Source organism: Reyranella sp. (assembly GCF_004297405.1).
In the GTDB taxonomy this organism is placed as follows: domain Bacteria; phylum Pseudomonadota; class Alphaproteobacteria; order Reyranellales; family Reyranellaceae; genus Reyranella.
This window is the reverse complement of record NZ_SCVC01000039.1, coordinates 1-21,368: the sequence shown is the minus strand read 5'-3', so window position 1 is coordinate 21,368 and position 21,368 is coordinate 1. Positions and strand designations below refer to the sequence as shown.

14 protein-coding genes and 2 pseudogenes are annotated in these 21,368 nt (G+C 62.0%); 8 read left to right on the top strand and 8 right to left on the bottom strand.

The window, feature by feature from the left end; translation table 11 throughout:
• Nucleotides 1-111 precede the first annotated feature (111 nt).
• From EPO50_RS24665 to EPO50_RS24645, 5 genes are read left to right on the top strand one after another with little or no spacing between them, the layout of a single operon-like run.
• The gene (locus tag EPO50_RS24665) at nt 112-1,236 is read left to right on the top strand and encodes an ABC transporter substrate-binding protein (protein ID WP_296348511.1); all 1,125 of its coding nucleotides are present in this window, start codon (nt 112-114) and stop codon (nt 1,234-1,236) included.
• Between the two features lie 7 nt (nt 1,237-1,243).
• Entirely contained in the window at nt 1,244-2,110 is an 867-nt protein-coding gene (locus EPO50_RS24660; RefSeq protein WP_296348510.1) for a branched-chain amino acid ABC transporter permease, read from the top strand.
• On the top strand, nt 2,107-3,885 hold the full coding sequence (locus EPO50_RS24655) for a branched-chain amino acid ABC transporter ATP-binding protein/permease (protein WP_296348508.1): 1,779 nt from the start codon (nt 2,107-2,109) through the stop codon (nt 3,883-3,885). Before EPO50_RS24660 ends, EPO50_RS24655 begins: the two co-directional genes overlap by 4 nt.
• Nucleotides 3,882-4,586: an ABC transporter ATP-binding protein gene (locus EPO50_RS24650; protein ID WP_296348506.1), complete on the top strand. Its 705-nt coding sequence runs from the start codon at nt 3,882-3,884 to the stop codon at nt 4,584-4,586. The genes EPO50_RS24655 and EPO50_RS24650 overlap by 4 nt, the downstream gene beginning before the upstream one ends.
• Nucleotides 4,587-4,618: 32 nt before the next feature.
• Entirely contained in the window at nt 4,619-5,167 is a 549-nt protein-coding gene (locus tag EPO50_RS24645) for a cupin domain-containing protein (protein ID WP_296348504.1), read from the top strand.
• A 312-nt stretch (nt 5,168-5,479) separates the two neighbouring features.
• Here the strand turns inward: EPO50_RS24645 and EPO50_RS24640 are convergent, their stop codons facing one another.
• The 3 genes and pseudogenes from EPO50_RS24640 to EPO50_RS24630 all read right to left on the bottom strand — a co-directional run bounded on the left by EPO50_RS24640 (nt 5,480) and on the right by EPO50_RS24630 (nt 7,612).
• Nucleotides 5,480-6,142: an integrase core domain-containing protein gene (locus tag EPO50_RS24640; protein WP_296348502.1), complete on the bottom strand. Its 663-nt coding sequence runs from the start codon at nt 6,140-6,142 to the stop codon at nt 5,480-5,482.
• 485 nt (nt 6,143-6,627) lie between these two features.
• Nucleotides 6,628-6,831 (bottom strand): annotated as a pseudogene (locus EPO50_RS24635) (helix-turn-helix transcriptional regulator); the annotation flags it as partial.
• A gap of 94 nt (nt 6,832-6,925) precedes the next feature.
• A complete protein-coding gene (locus EPO50_RS24630; RefSeq protein WP_296348500.1) occupies nt 6,926-7,612 on the bottom strand; it encodes a Crp/Fnr family transcriptional regulator in 687 nt (228 codons plus the stop codon).
• A gap of 233 nt (nt 7,613-7,845) precedes the next feature.
• On the opposite strand from EPO50_RS24630, the gene EPO50_RS24625 reads away from it, so the two are divergent.
• The 3 genes from EPO50_RS24625 (at nt 7,846) to EPO50_RS24615 (ending at nt 10,954) form a co-directional block, all read left to right on the top strand.
• Nucleotides 7,846-9,270: a DUF1254 domain-containing protein gene (locus EPO50_RS24625; protein ID WP_296348498.1), complete on the top strand. Its 1,425-nt coding sequence runs from the start codon at nt 7,846-7,848 to the stop codon at nt 9,268-9,270.
• Between the two features lie 84 nt (nt 9,271-9,354).
• A complete protein-coding gene (locus EPO50_RS24620; RefSeq protein WP_296348497.1) occupies nt 9,355-10,740 on the top strand; it encodes a DUF1254 domain-containing protein in 1,386 nt (461 codons plus the stop codon).
• An 85-nt stretch (nt 10,741-10,825) separates the two neighbouring features.
• On the top strand, nt 10,826-10,954 hold the full coding sequence (locus EPO50_RS24615; protein ID WP_296348495.1) for a hypothetical protein: 129 nt from the start codon (nt 10,826-10,828) through the stop codon (nt 10,952-10,954).
• Nucleotides 10,955-11,495: 541 nt separating this feature from the next.
• Here EPO50_RS24615 and EPO50_RS24610 read toward each other — a convergent pair.
• The 5 genes and pseudogenes from EPO50_RS24610 to EPO50_RS24590 form a co-directional block, all read right to left on the bottom strand.
• Entirely contained in the window at nt 11,496-11,966 is a 471-nt protein-coding gene (locus tag EPO50_RS24610) for an MAPEG family protein (protein ID WP_296348494.1), read from the bottom strand.
• Between the two features lie 77 nt (nt 11,967-12,043).
• Complete coding sequence (locus EPO50_RS24605) at nt 12,044-15,487, bottom strand: BTAD domain-containing putative transcriptional regulator (RefSeq protein ID WP_296348492.1); 3,444 nt, start codon at nt 15,485-15,487, stop codon at nt 12,044-12,046.
• Nucleotides 15,488-15,617: 130 nt separating this feature from the next.
• Nucleotides 15,618-15,800, bottom strand: a pseudogene (locus EPO50_RS24600) (IS3 family transposase); the annotation flags it as partial.
• Between the two features lie 600 nt (nt 15,801-16,400).
• Nucleotides 16,401-20,714 (bottom strand): autotransporter domain-containing protein, encoded by a 4,314-nt coding sequence (locus tag EPO50_RS24595; RefSeq protein WP_296348490.1) that lies wholly within the window; start codon nt 20,712-20,714, stop codon nt 16,401-16,403.
• A gap of 461 nt (nt 20,715-21,175) precedes the next feature.
• A partial coding sequence (locus EPO50_RS24590) for a hypothetical protein (protein WP_296348488.1) occupies nt 21,176-21,368 on the bottom strand: 193 nt, incomplete at its 5' end.

Here is a 21,368-nt window from a genome sequence, read left to right as displayed (position 1 = left end):
AAATCAATCACTTGATTTAATCAGTCGATTGACACATCCACGAGGATCGACGATGGTCTCGCGTCGCCCGATAGGGCCGACCCATGCATCAACACGCTGAGGGAGGATCAATTGGGTATCGTCGCGCGCCGATCGGTCATCGCCACAACTATTGCCGCCCTGCTGGGCAGCTTCACCTTCGGGGTAGCGGCACAGCAGCCGCCGCCTGTGCGCATCGGCGTGCTGATGCCCGTCAAGTCGCTGGTCGGAAAACAGGGTCACCAGGGCGCGGTCGTCGCCGCAGAGATGATAAACGCCGACGGCGGCATCTTGGGCGGCCGGCGCATCGAGCTCGTGGTCTACGACACCAACTTCCAGCCGGCCGAAGGTGTGGGCGCTGCGCAGCGGCTGCTCAATCAGGACAAGATCAAGTTCATTGCCGGCGAGATCAGCAGCACCGTGGCGCTGGCCGTGGTCCAGCTCGCCCAGGCCAATGGCGCCCTGTTCATGGCGGCGGTTCCCAAGCATCCGGACGTGACGGCGTCGGGCTATGACCGCGTGTTCCGGCTGAACTCGACCACGGCGATGGACGCCCGTGACTTCGACATCGTGCTCACCGAGAAGATCAAGCCCAGCAAGGTCGCGGTCCTGGCTGAGAACAGCGATTTCGGCCGTCTCACCATCGCCAACCTGCGCAAACTGTTCGGCAATAAGGTCGTTGCCGCCGAAGCCTACGACATGACGCAGAACGACTTCAGCACCTTGGTCACCAAGGTGAAGGGCAGCGGCGCCGACTTGGTCTGCATCGCCGGCTCCAACATGGAGCAGTACGGCAACATCTTGCGCCTGATGCAGGAGCTGAAGCTTGATGCCAAACGCTGCGTCATGCCGGGCATCCTGAACTCCGAGGGCGTGCGCGTCGCAGGCAACGCGGCCGAAAGCGCCTTCAGCGCCGACATCTATGTACCCTCGCTCGACAATCCGCTGAACAAGCGGTTCGTCGCCGCCTATCAGGCCAAATACAAGGAGACGCCCGAAAAGATCGAAGAGCTGGGCTTCGAAAGCATCTGGCTTCTGGCCAAAGCAATGCAGAAGGCCGGTACGGCCGACGATCCCGCCAAGGTCGCCAAGGTGCTGCACGAGGACAAGTGGGAGACACCGCGCGGCATCGTGACCTTCGACAAGAACGGCCAGGCTGCAAGCGGCGCCCTGATCAACCTGGTCGTCAAAGACGGCAAGCTGATCCCGGCACCGTAACTCGACCATGGAGATCGTCTTCCAGCAGGTCGCCAACGGTCTCTCTGTCGGCATGGGCTATGCGTTGGTGGCGCTCGGCCTGTCGCTGATCTTCGGTGTCCTGCACGTGATCAACTTCGCCCATGGCGAGACCTTCATGATCGGCGGCCTGGTCACCTTGATCGTGACCTCGCTGCTGGGCGTGCCCTATCTGCTCGCCCTGCCGATCGCCGGTATCGCCGGCGCGATCCTGGGCCTCGGCATCAATCGTCTCGCCGTTCAGCCGCTCCTACAGCGGCGCGATGGCAGCGCCGACGTGCTGCTCGCAACTTTCGCCGTCAGCATTCTCATTCATCAGGCCGTGGTCGTGCTGTGGGGACCGGCGCCGGCCCGCATCGACGGGCTGCCCGGCGCAATCGAGATCGGCCCCGTGGTGCTGACCAATCAGCGACTGTTCGTGCTCGCCATCGGCCTCGCCTTCCTGCTGGCGCTGGAATGGTGCCTGAAGCGAACGCGCTTCGGCACCGAGCTGCGCGCCGTGGCGCAAAGCCAGTTCGCGTCGCGCGTGGTCGGCATCGAGGTCGATCGTGTCAACCTGCGCACCTTCGTCATTGCCGCAGTCATCGCCGCGGTGGGCGGCGGGTTGCTGTCACCGGTCATCCTCTATTCGTCGCTGATGGGCCAGGTCGTGATCATCAAGGCCTTCGTCGTGGTCGTGATCGGCGGCATGGGCAGCATCGTGGGCGCCGTGGTCTGTGGCCTGTTGATCGGCCTGCTCGAATCGATGCTGGGCCTGGTGACCAGCGAAGGCACTGCCACCGCCGTGATCTACTCGCTGCTGCTGGCTGTGCTGTTGGTGCGGCCCTATGGCCTCGCCGGAAAGAAGGCGCGATGAGCCGCACATCGGTGTGGCTGGCAGGCGGTCTTCTCGTCGCCTTTCTCGCCGCCTTCCTGATCGACTCACCCTATGTCGCTGGCCTCCTCGCCTATGCGCTCGTACTCGGCATGTTCGCGCTCGGTCTTGGCGTGACCCTCGGCCAGATGGGCTACGTCACCTTCGGCCATGCCGCCTTCTTTGGCCTCGGCGCCTATGCCGCCGGCCTGATGAGCACCAAGTTCGGCTTCAACTTCTGGCTCATGGCGTTCCTGGCTCCTCTGCCGGGTGCTGCCCTGGGTGTGCTGGTCGGCTTTGCCGCGGCAAGACTGGGCGGCGCTTACTTTGCCATCGCGACCCTCACGACCGCCGAGATCCTGCGCCTGGTCGCCGCCAATTGGATCGATCTCACGCGCGGACCGATGGGGGTTCTGGTGACTTCGCCACCACTGCCGTGGCAGACGCTGTTCGGCTGGGGTCAGCAGCAGAGCTATCTCTTTCTGTTGATCATCGTCGTGACCCTGCTGCTAGTGGGATTGCGCAACCTGCAACGAAGCCCGCTCGGGCGTGCCTGGGTTGCCGTGCGCGAAGCGCCGGACCTCGCCGAATCGCTCGGCATTCCCACCGTGCGGGCCCGCGTCGCGAACGTTGCGATCTCGGGCGGCATTGCCGCGCTTGCCGGCGCGCTGCTGGTGCCGAAGATCTTCGTCGTTACACCCGATCTGCTGGGCGTCGGCTACTCCGCCACCGGTCTGCTAGCCACCATCATGGGAGGTAAGGCGAGCCTGTTCGGACCGCTGCTCGGCGGCTTCGCCTTCGCCGTGCTGCCCGAGTCGCTGCGCTTCGTCGATGCGGCCCGGCTCGCGATCTTCGCCGTCATCCTGCTGCTGGTGGTACGGCTGATGCCGGGCGGCATCGTCTCGTTGCTGCCGGGTTTCCGGCGCAACACCAGAGCGCCGACGTTCGGCCAGCATACGCTGCCCGCGCTCCTGAGGCCCGACCTGCCGGCAACCGGCACCGATGTGCTCACGGTGCGCGGCCTGCGCAAGGCCTTCTCCGGCCTCAAGGCCACCGACGATGTCTCCTTCACCGTACGGGCCGGCGAGCTGGTCGGTCTGATTGGACCGAACGGCGCCGGCAAGACGACCTGCTTTAATCTCCTGAGCGGTTTCGCCAAGCCGGATGCCGGCGACGTGCTGTGCCTCGGCCAATCCGTGAACGGCCTCGCCCCCCATCGCATCGCCGATCACGGCATGGTGCGCAGCTTCCAGCAGGCCGCCGTCTGCCCCACGCTCACGGTTTACGAGAATGCACTGACGGCCACTCATCGTGCCGCTCGCGAACCCTTCCTGTCGGCCCTGCTGCGGCTGCCGGGTTGTTGGCGCCGCGAACATGACCGGCGCCTGCGCGCCGAAGCCTGCCTGGGCGCCATGGGTCTCCAGAAACGTGCCGACGAGCTGGCGAGCGACCTGCCTTATGGTGACCAGAAGCTGCTGGCCATCGCCATGGCACTGGCGGCGCAACCCAAGATCCTGCTGCTCGACGAACCCGCCGCAGGCCTCAATCAAGTGGAAGCGGCACAGCTTGCCAAGGTGCTGGGCGACCTGCGGCGGGCCGGTCTCACGATCATGGTCGTAGACCACAATCTCAAGATGATGATGGCACTCTGCGACCGCATCGTGGTGCTGCATCATGGCGCCAAAATCGCCGAAGGCACGCCCGAGGCGGTGCGCGGCGACACCGGAGTCATTCAGGCCTATTTTGGAGCGGCAGAGCCGACGGTGGTGACACCATGACCCTCACCGTCCAGGCCCTCGGCGTCTCCTATGGCACGGTTCCGGCGCTGCGCGAGGCGAGTTTCACCATCGGTTCCGGTGAGGTCGTGGCGCTGATCGGCGCCAATGGCGCTGGCAAATCCTCCCTGCTCAAGGCGCTGATGGCGCTGGTACCGCATCGAGCAGACAAGCTGGCTCTCGGCGATGCCGATCTGCGCACACGCACCACCCGCGAGCGGATCGCCCGAGGCTTCGCCCTGTCTCCGGAAGGCCGCCATGTCTTCCCGGACCTGACGGTGCAGGAGAATCTCGACCTCGGCTATCTCGGCCGCGACACTACGGAAGCAACCCAGCGCGCCGACGCTATGTTCGATCTCTTCCCCCGCCTCGCCGAGCGCCGCCGCCAGCATGCCGGCACCCTTTCGGGCGGCGAGCAGCAGATGCTCGCCATCGCGCGCGCGATGATGGCGGGCCCGAGGTTCCTGATGCTCGACGAGCCGACGCTCGGCCTTGCTCCCATCGTGGTGCAGCAGATCGGCCAGTTCATCAGCAAGGTCCGGACTCAGGGCGTTTCCGTGCTCATCGCCGAACAGAATGCCGAGATGGCGCTCAGCGCCGCCGATCGTGCCTATGTGCTGGAGAACGGCAGCATCGTGCTCTCCGGAACAGCCGCCGACCTCCTCCGTGATCCCGCAGTAAAGAAGGCCTTCCTCGGCCTCTAGTCTCGACGACAACCCCTCGAAAGGATTTGCCAATGGACAAGCCTGTGCTGCGCCGCCCCCGCCGCATCGTCACCGGCCACGACGCCGACGGCCGCTCGATCTTCCTGGAAGACGGCCCGGCGCCGAACCTGATTCAGCCCGACCATGCACCGAATGTCGGGATGTTCAATCTCTGGCGCGTGATGTCGATGCCCGCCAGCAATGCCGGCAGCGCCGACACCGCGCCGGCCGACGCCAAGATCACGCTGGTGCCGCCCGAGGGTGGGATCACCCTCCGCGTCATGGAGTTTCCGCCGGACAAGGAGCGCAACTACACGGCCCAGCAGGAGGTGTTCAAGGCCTATGGCAATCCGGAAACGATCAGTCACGGCCATCAACGTCATCCCGGCTTCCACAAGACCGATTCGGTCGACTTTGCCATCGTGCTCGACGGTGAGATCTGGGCGCTCATGGATGTTGGCGAAACCATGATGAAACAAGGCGACGTGCTCATCCAACGCGGCACTAACCATGCTTGGTCGAATCGCTCGACCAGACCTGCGCGCGTGGCGTTCGTGCTGATCTCCGCCGAGCCTCATTGACGCGACAGCCGAGGTTCATCGCCAGGTGCGGAGTCTTGTTGGAGAGGACTCTGAGGTGCCGTGCGCTGGTCCGGAAGGCTCCGGTCGAGCAGCACTTGGGGAGCGGGAGCCCCTTCACCATCTCATGCCGGAACGGCGCTGGCCGATCCGATAGGGTATTATGCAGTTGCGACGGATAGAGCATTGCGTCGGCAAGCTGTCCGAGCCTTTCACGACTGGCTTCTGGATCAAGCTAAAATGAACCAGGCAAGCGGCTTCGGGGGTGCCGCCCGCCGGCTGCCTTGACCTCGCACCCCTTGTGCCCGCCAGAAACTAGATCCGACAATACTGATTATGAAGTCCGCCGAGAATCGGCTGAGTAACGAGCTGGCCGAGCCGTTGGATCGGCCGACGATCTGGCGGATCCTTGTCCAATAACAGATGTGTTCGGCATTCGTTGCAATAAGCGGTGTAAGCCGCAAGGATCCGGCGCAGGTGGGCCTCGCCTATGATAATGGTATGATCGAGGCAATCTCGGCGGATCGAACCGATCAGTCTCTCCGCATGCCCGTTCTGCCAGGGTGACCTCGGGGCGATCGGATGATCCCGTATTCCCATGGCTGCAAGACGCTTCGTGACGGCACGACCGTAGCATCCGTCACGATCCCGGATCATGTGGGTTGGCGCTTCGTCCCACGGAAAGGCATCCGTGATCTGATGGGTGATCCATTCCGCCGTGGAATGGGTCGTTACACTCAGCGATATCAGTCGCCGTCGTTGGTGACTGAGCACGACGAGGGTGAACAGCAGCTTGAAACCGACCGTCGGCACGATCAGCAAGTCCATGGCGCCGATGCCGGCCGAATGATTGCGGAGGAAAGCTTCCAGGGTCTGCGACCGCCCTCGCCCACTCTTCGCCATATACTTGGCGACTGTCGATTGTGCGATTTCGATCCCGAGTTTCAGCAGTTCACCATGAATGCGCGGCGCCCCCATAGCCGGTTGGCCAGGCTCATCTCGCGGATCAGGCGCCGGACCTCCAGCCGAATCCTAGGCCGACCACCACGCGAGAGCGACTTCCAGCGCCAGTACAGGCGGAAGCCGGCCCGATGCCATCGGATGATGGTCGCCGGTTGAATAATCGTGGCGGCGTTCAAGACCGACGGAACAGGCGATACAGCCAGACGAAGAGCAGTCGGGTCGGCGACCGCCGACTTCGGGTTCGAGGGAACGCGCCGTCACAGCACGTTCAGCTGATGCCGTAGCGAGACCACGACGTGGAGAAGCAGACTCAGGAACGCGATCATCGAGGATCAGCCTACCTGATCTCGCCAGTCACGCCAGTGCGGATGCAGTATTCGGTAAGGACAACCGAAACATCAATTGTAATGAATTGATGCCCCCGCGACCACCTCGCTCATTTGGCTCCTGCCGATTTGAGCAGGCAACCTATCGACGGGTTTTGAGTGTTTTCGTGTTGGCGGCTGCACCAGGTCCATATGTGATACCCCGAGCGCTTGAGCGATTTCATAGGGGCTCACGATCGTCGGATTGCGTTTGCCGCGCTCGAGATCGCTCAGATATTGCTGACTGAATCCCGATCGCTCGGCGAACTGCCCCTGGGTCACCCCCTGCCGTTGGCGCAGGCGCTTGACGTTCTCGCCAACCAGGGTGCGCATATCCATGCACCCAGATCAGCCCAATCGCGGCTGCGGGGCCATTTTCTATAGTATGTAACGGGCGCTGGACTTCGTGCTCAGTCGACGCTGGGACGCACGCTCAATCGGTGCCATCTCGCTCGGCGAAGCGGCGTAGCGCTCCCGGGTCGGTGATGTTGATGGAACGATAGGTGTTCGTCACCCATCCGGCCTCCGAGAAACGTTTCAGCGCCGCATTCACCTGCTTGCGCGAGGCGTTGGCCATAGTCCCCACCTCGCTCTGCGTTAGCGGGACTGAGACGTCGCCGATCGAGGTTGTGCGCTGAAGAACCGAGGCGATCCGCCTATCCGCCTCAGGCAATTGCAGATCGTGGATCACTCGGAAAAGGAATTCGACGCTCATCATCAGGATCAGTGCGACGTGATGCACGACACCCGGATCCCGTGCGGCCATCTGGTCCATGGCATCTAGAGGAAGATGCAGCATCGTCGTTTCCACAACGGCCCTGAGCTCGCCGCGGCGTGGCTTTCGGGTGAGGAAGCAGGCTTCGCCGGTCCAATGACCAGGAACTCCTAGAAGGACGAGTCGAGGGGTGGAGCCAGCGGGAGCAATGCCTACACTGACGCTGCCGGCGACGAGTCCGTAGATTCCACCCATCGGATCGCCGAGGTGAAACACCGCTTGTCCCGGAGCGAAGTGCAGCAAGGTCGAGCGCCGCAGCACCTCGTCCCGGTATCCTTCCGGCACCAGCGCGAGCCAGCCGCGCTCACTCATGACCCGTTCGGCTTCGGCCCTGCTGATCTGCATCACAAAAAAACCTGCCTTTGTCCGATTTCGGACAAATAAGCTCTTTCTTCGCGTTTATACCAGAAGCGCACGATCAAGAAAGCTTTGGCCTCTTCCAGAGGCACTTCCAAGGAGCGTAGCGCTACTATCAGGCAGGCGCCTTTCAAGGCCACATGGTGCTCGGCACCTCTGCGACAAGACTGAGGACGGCGGGCATGGGATCGCAACCCAATAGAAATAGAAGGCGCAAGAGGATGATTCAGTCCAGTACGACAGATTTTTGCCGGAAGGCGTTGCTCGTTCTTGGAGCCTTCGTTGGCCTTCAGGGAGTTGCGGATGCTCAGACTGCGCAAAACGCACTGACATCCGAAGAAACCTACGCAATCGCGAGGGATGCCTATCTCTACGCCTTCCCGATCGTCAGCATGGACGTGACCATGCGCCAGGCGACGAACGTTCCGGACACACAGACGATCAGTATGCGCGCGCCAGTCAATCAGTTCGCGCACGCGCGGACTTATCCCAAGGCCGACGAAAAAGACGTCGTGCGATTCAATTTCGACACGCTTTATTCCTTTGCCTGGCTCGACCTTTCCAAGGAACCGATCATTGTTTCCACGCCCAATACTAACGGTCGCTACTACCTCTTGCCGATGCTGGACATGTGGACGGATGTGTTCTCCGTGGTTGGCAGCCGAACCACTGGTAACGAAGCTGGCAACTATGCTGTCGTGGCACCCGGCTGGAGCGGAACGCTTCCAGAGGGCGTTAGGCGGATTGACGCGCCCACGTCTTCAGTTTGGATCATAGGGCGCACCAAGACTGATGGGCCTGCCGACTACGACAACGTTCATAAGGTTCAAGACGGCTACAAGCTGACGCCGTTATCTGCTTGGGGGACCAATTACAAATCACCAACCGGGACCACCGTCGATCCTTCGGTTGACAACAAGGCACCTCCACTTATTCAGGTGAACAAGCTGGACGGCGTCGCCATGCTGACGCACCTAGCCAAGTTGATGAGCAAATACCCACCTCATCCGAACGACTACCCGATGATCTTTCGCCTCGAACAGATTGGCATTGTAGCCGGTAAGCCGTTCAACCCCAGTCCCGACATGGCTGCAATCATCAATAAAGCCGCCAAGGACACGCAAGCCTACCTTCCTGAAGCGATGAAGACGAATGGCTACATCGTCAACGGTTGGAACATCGGTCGCGATAACATCGGCACTTACGGTACTTCCTACCGCCAGCGTGCAATCGTCACCCTGGGCGGTCTCGGGGCCAACCTTCCGGAAGACGCCATCTACCCCACGGCTTTCGTAGATGGGGACGGCACGCCGTTAACTGGCGCTAACAAGTACCTATTGCACTTTGCCAAGGGGGAGTTGCCACCAGCAAACGCCTTCTGGTCGATCACCATGTACGACAAAAATGGCTTCCAAGTCCCCAACGAACTCAATCGGTTCGCCATAGGAAGTTACGACAAACTAATCACCAATACCGATGGCTCGGTGGACATCTACGTTCAGGCAATGTCTCCCGGAAAGGACAAGGAGGCCAACTGGCTACCAGCCCCCAGCGATGTGTTCCAGCCGACCATGCGCATCTACTCCCCACGACCAGAGGTGCTCGATGGTACATGGTCGCCGCCACCTTTCCGGAAGGTGAACTAAGCAGACGAGGCTTCACTGGACTCGGGCTTTGCACGGTCTGCCCTCTTTCGATCGATCTTAGTGGAGAGAATATTGAGAAACGCAATGCTGTCGGCGGTATGCGCTGGGATGATGCTGTGGGCTCCGGAAGCGTCCGCCCAGCAGGCAGCGGTGTCCACTGCGGAGGCGCGGGAAATCGCGCGCGACGCCTTCATCTACGCCTATCCGCTGGTCCTATCCGGCGTGACTTTTGATGTCGGCAAGAACGTCGCGGAACCAATCGGAACTAGTGCGCCGCTCAATCAATTCGGCCACATGCGGCAGTTCCCTGACGCTTCCTTCACGATCGTCGTTCGGCCGAACGCTGACACTTTGTACTCCTCCTTGGGCTACGATGTTACCAAGGAACCTCTCATCATCAGCGTTCCCGCGTCCGGCGATCGCTACTATCTGCTGCCATTCCTGGATATGTGGAGCGATATCTTCACGGTGCCCGGCACTCGCACCACCGGCAACGGCGCACAGACATTTGCGATTGTAGGTCCAAACTGGCAGGGCACTTTGCCCGCGGGCGTGACCGAGTATAGATCCCCGACTGGATTGGGGCTGCTGATCGGGCGCACGCAGACCAACGGCAAGTCTGATTATGAATCTGTGCGCAAGTTCCAGGACGGAATGAAAGCCGTGCCGTTAAACGGCTACGGCAAGCCCTATACGCCGCCAAAAGGCACGGTGAATCCGAACCAGGACATGAGCGCGCCACCCGACCAGATCGACAGAATGGATGCGGCAGCATTCTTCGCCAAATTCGCCGAGTTGATGAAGGACAATCCGCCACACGCCAACGACAATCCGATCCTCGACCGGATCAGGCGGATCGGCATCGAGCTCGGCAAGAGCTTCGATCTCGCGTCAGCGCCGAAGGACATCCAGGACGCGCTGAACGCCGCTCCGGCCCAGGCACTTCCTCAGATCAAAAGTGCCTGGAGCGAAGCCGGCGTGCTCGTGAATGGATGGCGAACCAATGTCACGGCCATCGGCACGTACGGGACCGACTATCTGCATCGGGCGGGAGTCGCCTATGGAGGGTATGGCGCGAACGTCATAGAGGACGCGCTCTATCCGACAGCCTTCGCCGACGCCGATGGCAAGCCATTCAGCAGCGACAAACATTATATTTTGCACTTCGCCAAGGACCAGACGCCGCCGGTCCGCGGTTTCTGGTCATTGACGATGTATGACGAGCGCCAGCTCTTCACCGCCAATCCAATTAACCGCTATGCCATCGGCAACCGCGACAAGCTCGCCTTCAATGCCGACGGTTCGCTCGACCTTTACATACAGAGCGGATCCCCGGGCAAGGACAAGGAAGCAAATTGGCTGCCCGCTCCGAAGAGCGGATCTTTCACAATGAATCTGCGTCTCTACTGGCCTAAGACCGAGGCGACGAACGGTTCCTGGGCGCCGCCGCCGGTGAAGAGAGTCGATTGAACGGGCAAAGTCATCGACGTGAGACACCGCGACGCTCTTTCTGCGTGGCCATGAAAACGCATAATTGGGCAGCGACGAGGCACGGTTGAATCGGCCGGCTGAGACGCTGAAGGTGGTGCGCTCGTCGAACGGCACGGTCAACACCAAGTTGATGATCGTGTCGCTCTGGGTGCGGATCGTGCTGGGATCTATTATCGGGTCGGCCGCGTCATAGGTCCACCATTGCTGGTTGACCGACAGGTTGATGCCCCACGCCATCTGCGACCTGAACACCGGATCGGCAAAGCGGAAGGCCAGCCCGCCCCCGATGCCCCATAGGGTGTAGTTCAGCCACGTCGTCTGCTGCGTCTGGTACCGTTGCGCATTGCCGATGGCATAGACCGCCAGCAGATCGTTGATCTGATACTGGAAGGTCGTGCTGCCGGAGAGCTGCAGGCCGGTATACTGGCTGTTAGCAAGTACGACGTTGGCCGAGAGAGGCAGGTCCTCGTAGAGAACCAGCCACGCCTAGTGTCCTGGCAGAACAAGGGTATCGTCAGCAGCGAGTGCTAACTGAGCAGATGAAGACTGCGAAGCAATGAGCCGCCTCCGGCTGTTAGATGGGCGGGTTGTGCCTTGCGGCTGGAGCTCAACGGGCAATCGCTCCTGATCAAGAGCGCTCGCCGCTCAACTAGCTTGAGTGTGACCTGCTGTTCGAATCTCTCCTGGCGTGCCGGAGTGGTCAAAAGAGAGAACTCGCGGCCATCTTCCTGCCGCTAAAGCAGCGACATCGCCACGATCAACACATGAATGCCCATATAGATCACGATCAACGACCCGATCGTGAAAGGAACAGCCCGGATTTCGTGGCGCTGTTTCGACAGATAAGCGGCCGTATGCAACAGGCGCGCGACCACGAAAGCCCCCATCAATAGGCCGGCAAGCAGCAGCGATGGCCGAACGGCCACAAACAGCAGACCGGCCACCAGAAAGGCCGGAATGGCCTCCAGATCGTTCCGATGAATCCGGCGTGACCGATCGACATACTCATCGATCTGGAGTTGCTGCGCATGCGGATTGCGATTCGCGGGGCCGGGTATGAGATCTTCAGGATTCAGCAATCCAGATTCACTCTTGATCATGCGATAGACCGTCATCCAGCCCTGCCCCATGAGCTTCAAGACCATGATTGCAGCAGCAATCATGTAGACGAGAAAGACGGGGTTCTGGATGCTGTAGGGGTGCATGGTAGATGTCGTCCGATTTCAAAGATCCCGGGATCATCCGCAGTGACCGATTGGATGACGCGCAATACGCGCCTTGTCTATTCGGCAACGCCGACCATTCGCTGGGCTGACAGGTAACGCTCGAGGACCTCGTCCTGCTTGAAGAAGCGCATGGCGCGAAGCTCCCGTATCGTTGTCTTTTGCACGGCATCACGATTGCGGGTGATGTCGCGGGCTTCCTCCAGACGACCGGCAACCGCCAGATTCGCCGCCAGCATTCGATGGCCCGTCCCATTGCCCGGATTGTGTTGAACAGACTTGCGTGCCCAGGCAATACCCTCTTCGTGACGCCCAAGCGCGAAGCACGCCGAGGTCAAACCTGTCATCCAGAAATGGAGCATGTTGTCGTAGGGACTTAGAACGAGCGACCGGTCGAGGCACTCGATGGCGTTCTTGTAGTCGCCCCCCATACTGCCGATCATCCCCAGCACCCCCCAGGCAAACGCCGAACTCGGGTTGAGGCGCACCGCTTCCTCGCAGTGGATGCGTCCCTGATCGTTCTCACCGACCGGCCCGAACAGCGTGAATCCGTAAACAGCCTGGGCAAAGGCATCGGTACTGTCCTGCTCGACGGCACGGCGCCCCAGGTCAAGTGACTCGATTTTGGTTCCCAGCGGTGCATCCGCTCCAAGGGGGGCAGCCATGACGAGCCCCCAGGCCAGCCCCGCGAGCGTCGGAGTGCGGGTCGGGTCGAGGCGGAGAGACTGTCGAAGTAACTCTATCGCCTTCGTGATATCGCGACCGGTCCCGGCCCATAAATGAGGAAGCGCCTGCAGATAGAGGTCGTAAGCCGAAAGACTCGCTGGCGGCTTGCAGCGCGCGCGTTCGATTTCGGCATCTCGGACTGCCGGTTCAACTACCGCAGCGACGGTTCGGCTGATGTCATCCTGCAAATCAAAGACGTCGACGAGGGCGCGATCGTAACGATCCGACCAGACCTGAACGTCGCTCCCAGCATTGGTGAGTTCAGCCGAGACGCGGATGCGGTTGCCCGCCTTGCGCATGCTGCCGCTCAGGACATATTGAGCGCCGAGGAGCTCGGCGATCTGCCGAAGAGTCAGACCCTTGCCCTTGAAGGCGAAGCTAGAGCCGCGCGCGATGACTACGAGTCCGTGAAAGCGCGACAAGGCCGTGACGATGTCTTCAGTGACACCGTCAGTGAAGTAATCCTGCTCCGGATCGCCGCTCAGGTTCTGGAAAGGCAGGACCGCGAGCGAAGGCTTTTCGACGACCAGCATGGGCGCCGGCAAAGGTGGCGTAGATTTCGCGATCTCACTGACGGCTAACGATCTGCCCGACGGTTGTGTGCTGCTAAACTCGGAGGCGAGCGGCCCGGTTGTCACATCGGACTTCCTGTTCAGCTGGCGCTTGGGCCCTGCATCGAGTTCCTGGTAGCGTTCGAGCGCCGCAGCCTCTGCATTGCCTGGTTGCCCCACCTGTTCGATGTGTACGATCACGTATGGCTCACGCGTCGCCGCGTCGGCCTGCTCTTGCCAGAACCGCATGCTCATCTCGCGGTACATCGTTGTCGCGGTTGTGAGATGTTCGTTGGCCTGCTTGTGCGCGCCCTTGCGTCGGTAGAGCTTGCCGAGCCCGAGGTGGCAGTGGGCAACGACCGGGCTCATACCGTGCGATTCGGCGAGCGTCAGCGCCTGGCGGTAGTAGGCTTCACCGCTCTTGGCATCAAACCGATCAGGGTGGGTCGCGACGTCGCCGAGGAGGTGCAGCGCATGGGCTGCGAATCCGGGTTGGTGCGGTGAGAATTCGAGCGCGCGGGTGGCCAAACGCCGTGCGTTCTCGAGCCGGCCCAGCACCAGCGCAGCTCGACCCAGCCCGGCATAGAACCATCCGAGAGTACCGGTTTGTCCGCTAAATGCATGGCGCTCGAGAAGCTGCTCTCCTTCCTGTAGCCGACCTAAAGCCTCGCTGGTGTTGCCCAGCCGCGCTAAGCTCCAAGCCGAGAGGCTGATCGCGAAGGGAAGCAGTGGGACGACATTGCCAGCTCTGAGCACCGACGTCGCATGCTCGACTCCCGGGCTCGCCCGCGCCCAGTCGCCCCTCAGTAGATGAACACAGCTTGCAGCCAAGTGCGCCCAGCCTACCGTGTAGGCGTGCTGTGTCTGCGCCGCGAGCCGGAGTACCTGGTCTTCTAGCTCGGTCACTTGGGCGAAGCGGCCAAGCTCGGCCAGGCTGATGATCAGTCGACCTCGATCGTAGACGGATGGTGGAGTAGCGAGCCCGAAATCCTCCGTGAGGGAATCAGCAGGCAGCGAAGCCAGATTCTCGGTAGCGAGGATCGTCACGCGTTCGTGCTCGCCGCGGTAGAAATGCACCTGCTGCAGAATGGTCGTAGCAGGAACGAGGAGTTTCAAGTCGCCGAGGCGCTGCGCGATTTCCAGCGCCCGTGTACCGGTTAGAAGCGCCTTGTCCAACTCACCGAACAGTGCGTGAACGATGGTCATAAAGCTAAAAGCTCTGCAGCGCCGGCGCTCGTCGTTCAGACGCTCGGCGAGGGTCTTCGCTTCCTGTAGACGCTCCAGTGCCCGCCGGACTTCGCCGAGCTGGATCAGCACCTGCGGCAGTTCAAGCCGGATGTCGAAGGCCCGCTCCAGCGTGGACAGGTTCTCCGGCAACGACGAGAGGGTTCCCAGCGCCCGATCAAAGAACTCGACAGCCTCGCGGTTGGCCCAACGCGCGTAAGCAAGCCTGCCTGCCTCGACCGCATAGTCGATCGCCTCGCTGGCAAGGCCGGTGTCAGTGCGAAGCCCGGCGACGAGCGACCGGGTCACCGTGTCAGGTTCCGTATCCAGCTCGCGCTTGAGTAGCACGACGAGGTCCTGATAGTGCCTGAGCGCTTCGGCCTTACGTCCGGTGGCGGCCAGCGCCTGTACGATCACCCGATGTGCATCCTCCCGCAAGGCATTCAGTGCGACTGCACGATAAGCGACCCTAAGCGCGGACTCCGCATTTGCCGAGTACAATGCTTGCCCAGCGTGCTTGATCATGGCGTCGAGCGCCAGAGCTTCCAACCGCCGTCGCTCTGTGCCAAGCCAATCCGCCCAGGCCTCCTCTACGATATTCACATCGGCCAGTAGCGGACCTTGGTAGAGGTCGGCGGCCGCGGCGAGTGAACTGCGACTTCCTTCGCCACTCAATGCCTCTAGTCGTGCCACGTCGCAATCGATCATGCTGGGCGCGAGCCATACTTCGGCACCATCGCTCATGAGGGCGTTGTGGCCCAGCACCCGGCGCAACCTGAACAGGGCTTGGCGCAAGTTCTGTTGCGCTTGGGTCTCGAAATGCGAGCCCCAAAGCAAGGTCGCCAGTTTTTGCCGTGGTTGCGGCAAGGGGGCAGTGCAGGCCAAATATGCCAGCAGGCCGACGAGCTTCTTGCTGGGCAGCTCGACGGGCCCCTCCGGCCCGGTAAGCTCGAAGCGGGCCAGTAGCGAGAGGCCGAACTTCGGGAGCAGCACGTCTTTCATCTCTGCTCCTGCGCGATGCGCACACTGGCGCGTGACAGGAAGCCTGCATTTTTCACCATACAACCGCAAGGTTTAACGCAGTAGTAACGCTGAACCGCCCACAGATTCGCCGGAGGCTGTTTCGTTTGAGTCACGCCGCCATGGCTGGTTGGTCCAGTGTGGCGTAGTAGTGCTCCTCAGCCTCGGCCGGCCGGATGTTGCCAATGGGCTCCAGCAGCCGGCGATTATTGAACCAGTCCACCCATTCCAAGGTCGCGAACTCGACGGCCTCGAACGACCGTTAAGGCCTGCGCCGATGGATGACCTCGGCCTGTAGGGACCGTTGGCATGCGCAGCCGCACTGCGCGACCACGGGCCTCAGGCGAAAACTTGTTCGTTGTCTTGCTCGTCATGGCTCCGCCCTCCCAGCAGTTGGAGCCTCCGATAAACCCGGGGCGGTTCACGTCGGCGACGATCGTCTCCGACAACATGGTCTTGATCGGCATGCCATGGTCTTCGGAGAAGGGCACGACGTCGGTGTTGAGCAGATGCGCGGCGGTCGGCGACATCTTGTTGGTGTAGAGGCAACTCCACCTGAAGACGCTTAGGTCTTTCTTCGCGGGTCACGCCAATACGATGGACAGAATGCTGATCGTCACTGCGGACTGGGATGAATGCGCAGCACAGCTCTGCGACAGCGATGAAGGCAAGGCCTTGGGCTGAAGGCTGGCCGCCCCCATCCCTGAAGTTGCTGCGTCTGCTTCACACCGAAGCTGAACACCAGGGGCTATGGCTGCCTGATCGATCCGGCTCTAACCCGAGATCGTCGTACTAACCAACCGTCAGATACACCACGCCATGCGGCACGATCCTTTTGGCTTCCAACGTCGTCCTCGAAAGCCTTACTTCGGCGGGCAGCCGGCAGAAAACAAGCTCACCAGGTGAGTCGGAATCCGGCGCGCAGCGAGTGGTTGTCGGTGCCGCCGCCGACCTCGCCGTCATAGGAGATGAAGAGGGAGGTGCGGTCGCTGAGCGCGGTGGCGGCGGAGAAGCCGATCACCGCACTGTCGCGCTGCGGCGTGGCACCGAACACGGTGAACTGGCTCACAGGCGCGGCGGCGAAGGCTGCCGTCATCGGCCGTGCGGTGTCGGCGAACTCGTGCATCCAGCCCAGACGGAGGCCGAGGTCGAGCAGAGTGCCGCCGATATCGAAGCCGCCGGCGAGGTCGACGCCGAAGGTCGTGCGGACCGAGGTGGTGGTCTGGCTGGCGACCGCGAGGTTGAACAAGCCGCCGCCATACTCGGTGAAGGCCGCCTGATTGATCGAGCCGATCTGCAGGCGCGCGAACGGGCTGATCGAGGTGTTGGCGCCGAGGCCGAGGCCAAACTTGTAGCCGGTCTCGATCTGGCCGAGGAACTGGTTGGCCGAGGTGTTGCCGTTGGCGATGCCGGTGGGATTGCCGGGCAGCGAGATCACGCGCTGCATGCGGTTGCTGGCATTGGCATAGCCCGCCAGGGCATCGGCGTAGAAGCCGGGTCCGCTACCGTTCTGGGTGAACGAGCCGTAGAGCGCGACGGAGAAGGCGTCGGAGTATCCGTTGCCGGAGAAGCCGTTGACCCACTGCGTGCCCGAGGTGTAGCCGCCGGCGATGCCGACAAGGAAGCGGGGATCGAGGCGATAGTCGACACCGAAGGCGGTGCCGCCCATCGTGTAGGTGAAGCCGGAAGCGTTGGCGTCACCCAGCACGCTGCCGGTGCTGCCGATACCAGCGAGCCAGGCGCCGAAGCGGCTGGGCTGGGCGGTGTCGCAGGCAACGTCGCACGCCTCTGCCAGCGCAACCCGCTGCGGCCCACCGAGACCCGCCCCGCGTTCGGTTGCCATCTGTCGGCCGACCGAGTTCATGAACAACTGCGAGGCACGCGTGTTGAGCGTGCCGAAGTCGGCATAGGGCTGACCGCTCAGGGCCTGGAAGGCCGAGGCGCCCTGCGCCGTCGGCAGGTTGGCCATCACGGTGACAAGACCGCCAACATTACCGCTGGCGGCAATCGCATCCAGCGCGCCGCCGACCGCCTGCTGGTTGACCGTTTGGCCAGCCGAACTAAAGGCATTCGGTGCTAGTACCAGAGAGACAGAGATCACCCCGCCATTGAGCGATACCTTCGGCGTCAGGAAGCCGACGCCGCCGGCCACGTCGCCGAGCCAAACCGTGCCCCCCGCCTCAGTCGTGACAATCGTGTAGGTCGTGTTGGGCACGTAGGTGCCGGCCTGCGGTACGATCTGGAGCAGACCGGCGTTGATCATCACCTTATGGTCAGCGCCGATGACACTGATCCGGTCGCTATCGCCTTGCGGATTGATCTCCACCGCCAGCGTTCCACTAGTGAAGGTGAAATTACCGTTGACCGTCATGTGGCCGATCGAGTTTCCCGGATTGACGATGCCGCCGTGGTTGGTGATGTCGCCGGTGATTTCGCCCGTACCGCTCAGAATGCCGCCGTTGACGGTGACGTTGCTATTCAGCGTGCCGTTGACTGCAAGGCCTCCGTTATTGAGCGTCGTGCCACCTCCTACGCTGCTGGTCCCGGTGAGATTTACCTTCCCGGTGCCGTTCTTGATCAGCGCGCCGCTTCCTGCCATGTGGCCGGCATAGATGCCGTCTGAGGTTTGGTCGAAGATGACAGTGGCGTTGTTGAGGATGTTGCCCTGCAGGGAACTGGTCGTACCCTGCAGAATGCCGGCGAGGACGTTTGTGCCTTCGCTGTAGTTGTTCGTGCCATTCAGGATCAGCTTGCCGGCGCCGCTTTTGGTGAGACTGCCGATACCCGAGATTGGGCTTCCGTAGGTGCCATCAGTACCTTGGTCGAATGTGACCGATCTTGCACTCGGGTTGTTCTTGTTTAAGTCGAAAATGATAGCACCTCGCAAGCTGGAGGTGTTGCCTTGCACCATTCCGCCGTTGATCGTGAGCCAGCCATGAGAACTGTTGGCACCCGTGAGTATGAGGGTGCCATCAGCGACCTTGGTAAGGCCGCCCGGTCCGTCGACGATCCCGCTCAGGGTGAGGGTCTTGCCGCTATCGACGAGGAACACACCGCCGGAACCCGGTCCACCCTCCAGCTGGAAGTTTCGCAGGCTGGTGAAGGTCTCTGACGCGCGCAGGGCACCATTGTCCTTCAGGGTGACGCCCGTCCCCGATGCGCCGAGCTTGTCGTCGGAGGCCACCCGCAGCGTTCCGCGCGTCACGAGGGTGCCTCCGGTGTAGGATGTCTCTCCGGTCACCCAGAGTTCGCCGTCGCCGCTCTTGATGAACTGGCCGTTACCGCTGATGTCGCCGGTCCAGGCAATTGGATGCAGCGCCACGTCGATGCCGCCGCCGGAGCCGACTAGGGTTATGTTGCGACCCATATCGGTTGCCGCGGGTGTGTCCTTGGTCGTTCCGATCGACCCACCGTTCAGCGTGATTGCCGAGCCGGCTGCGCCGAGGATTGCCGCATTGGTGAATCGCAGAACTCCTCCGGTAACCAGGGTGCCGCCGGTGTAGGTGTTGCTCCCGGTAAGGCGGAGTTCACCGGCGCCGCTCTTGATGAACTGGCCGGCGCCGCTGATGTTGCCGATCCAGGTTAAAGGATTCTTCACCACGTCGATGCCGCCGGAGCTGATCAGGTCGAGGCCGCGCACAATCGAGATGTTCGAGGGCGTATCGATAGTCGTTCCGATCGACCCGCCATTCAGCGTCACAGCCGCACCGACTGCGCCCAGATTAGCGTCGGTGTTGAAGCGCAGGCGGCCGCCGGTGACTTTGGTGCCGCCGACGTAGCTGTTGGTTCCAGTGAGCAAGAGTTCGCCATCGCCGCTTTTGATGAGCTGACCGAGGCCGGTGATGTTGCCGCTCCAGATCAGTGGATTTTTAGCTACGTCGATGCCGCCGCTGAACAGGTCGATCCTGTGGCTGATCAAGGTATTCGCGGGCGTATCGATGGTCGTTCCGATCGACCCGCCTTGCAGCGAGACCCCCCACCACCACACGGGACCCAGGCTGGCGGCGGTGGCAACACGCAGAAAACCGCCTTTGACGGTCGTGTCCCCCGTGTAGGCATTCACCGCCGTCAAGATGGTCGTGCCAGCGCCGGCCTTAACCAGCGACCAGCTTCCAGCACCGCCGCCTGCGCCCTGCTGATCGACGATGGCGTCGTTGATCGTTTGAGTCTGCCCAGCATCAGGGGCGAGGAGCAAAGTCCCCTTGCCTTGAAGGAAGATACCCGATCCAGCTGCGCTGCCCGCCTGTCCTTCGCTGCTTCCGCCGCCGACGACCTTGTTTCCGGAAAGACCGAGGGAGCCCCCCAAAGTCAGGGTCCCGCCCTCCTGGACAAAGACTGCCCCGCCGAGCCCGGCGCCACCGCCGCCGCTTGTGAGTTTCCCGGCGCCCCCAAAGAGCCCACCTCCTCCCGCGATGGAGGTACCGGCCGCGCCTCCGCCACCGCCGCCGAAGCCGCCGATTCCACCGCCTAGTTGCCCAGGGTTGCCATGTCCGCCGCCACCGCCGCCGCCAAATCCACCGAAGCCTCCAGTGTGCTGGGAAAACCCATCACCGCCGGTGGGCATTCCACCGCCGCCGCTTTGTAACCCGCTGCCGTTGTTGCCGTCGGGTGCGATTAGTCCATAGCTGCCTCCGCCTCCATTGGTGACGAAGGAACCAATGTTGTTGCTGATTCCGCCATCTCCACCAATCGCCGCGCCTTCCAGCAACCTGACATTGGTCGCCGTCACATTGGCGCCCGTGGCGACGAAGAGTGCACCACCAAGTCCAGCGCCGCCGCCGCCGCCGCCCCCGTTTAGACCGTTTCCTCCTTTGCCGCCCTGCGCCTTGGCGTTAGCAATGGTGAGATTGTTGACGGCGACCGTACCGGACTGCACGAACAGACCGCGATACTGGTTATTGCCCGACAGGGTGAAACTGGCGCCGTTGATGGTTACGTTTCTCGTCACGGCCGGCAGGTTGGCAGTCAGGGTAATGTTGGCGCTGAAGGTGATGGTGTCACCGATGCCCGCATTGCTGATCGCGTTCGAGAGCTGCGCTTCGTTGGCGACGTTGATATTCGCGGCACTTGCCGGCAAGGCCATCCATAGCACCGCCGCGGCGACGAGGGCGGCCGGCGGCGCACCCGACCCTCGCGTGGAACACCACGTTTCGCCGTACTGGCGGAGGCTCGTCATTTTCAGGGCGACCGCGGCACGGGTCTGGCTCATGGGATCCTCGATTGGCGTCGTGTGGTGGCTGCTGTCTTCCGAATTCACACGCGCCGCTTGCGGGCCACGGTGTTCCTAGTCGCCAGGCCAGTATTGAAGCCCAGCGCCGACGTCGCCGGCGTCAATCCAGCGTTATACGGGCGTGAATTTTTCCCGGAGAATCCTGAAAAGCGCAGAGTGCACGTACTGGAAGGGTATCACCGTGCAAATGCTGCATGCGCCGATAGGGCGCTGGCCGACGACTGCTTCGTACTCGTAGAGCATTCAGCCATCGCAGATCTCTCAGCGGCAGAAGCAACAGCGCTTTGGCTACCGCCGCTATCTTCTGCCGTGGCAAGAGTCCCAAGCCCCTGCAAGACTCGATCAAGGCGCTTCGAATGGTCTCTGCGGAACGGTCCATGTACGCCCCTCGCCAAGCGGCGAAGAAAACGCTGCTTGTGGTCCCCCAATTGCACTTTCCTTCAAATCAGGCAGACAATGTGGATAGGATCGCCTGCCGCTCTGATCCGCACGTCGGCGACGGCTTCCTTCGCAGCGGCCCGGGCTTCCTCCGTTGTCAGCCCCATGCGAGCGGCGACTTCCGCAAGCACTACCCACTGCCGGTCTGCTCGCATGACGCGCAACTCGCCGCACAAGGCATCGGCTAGTTTACGG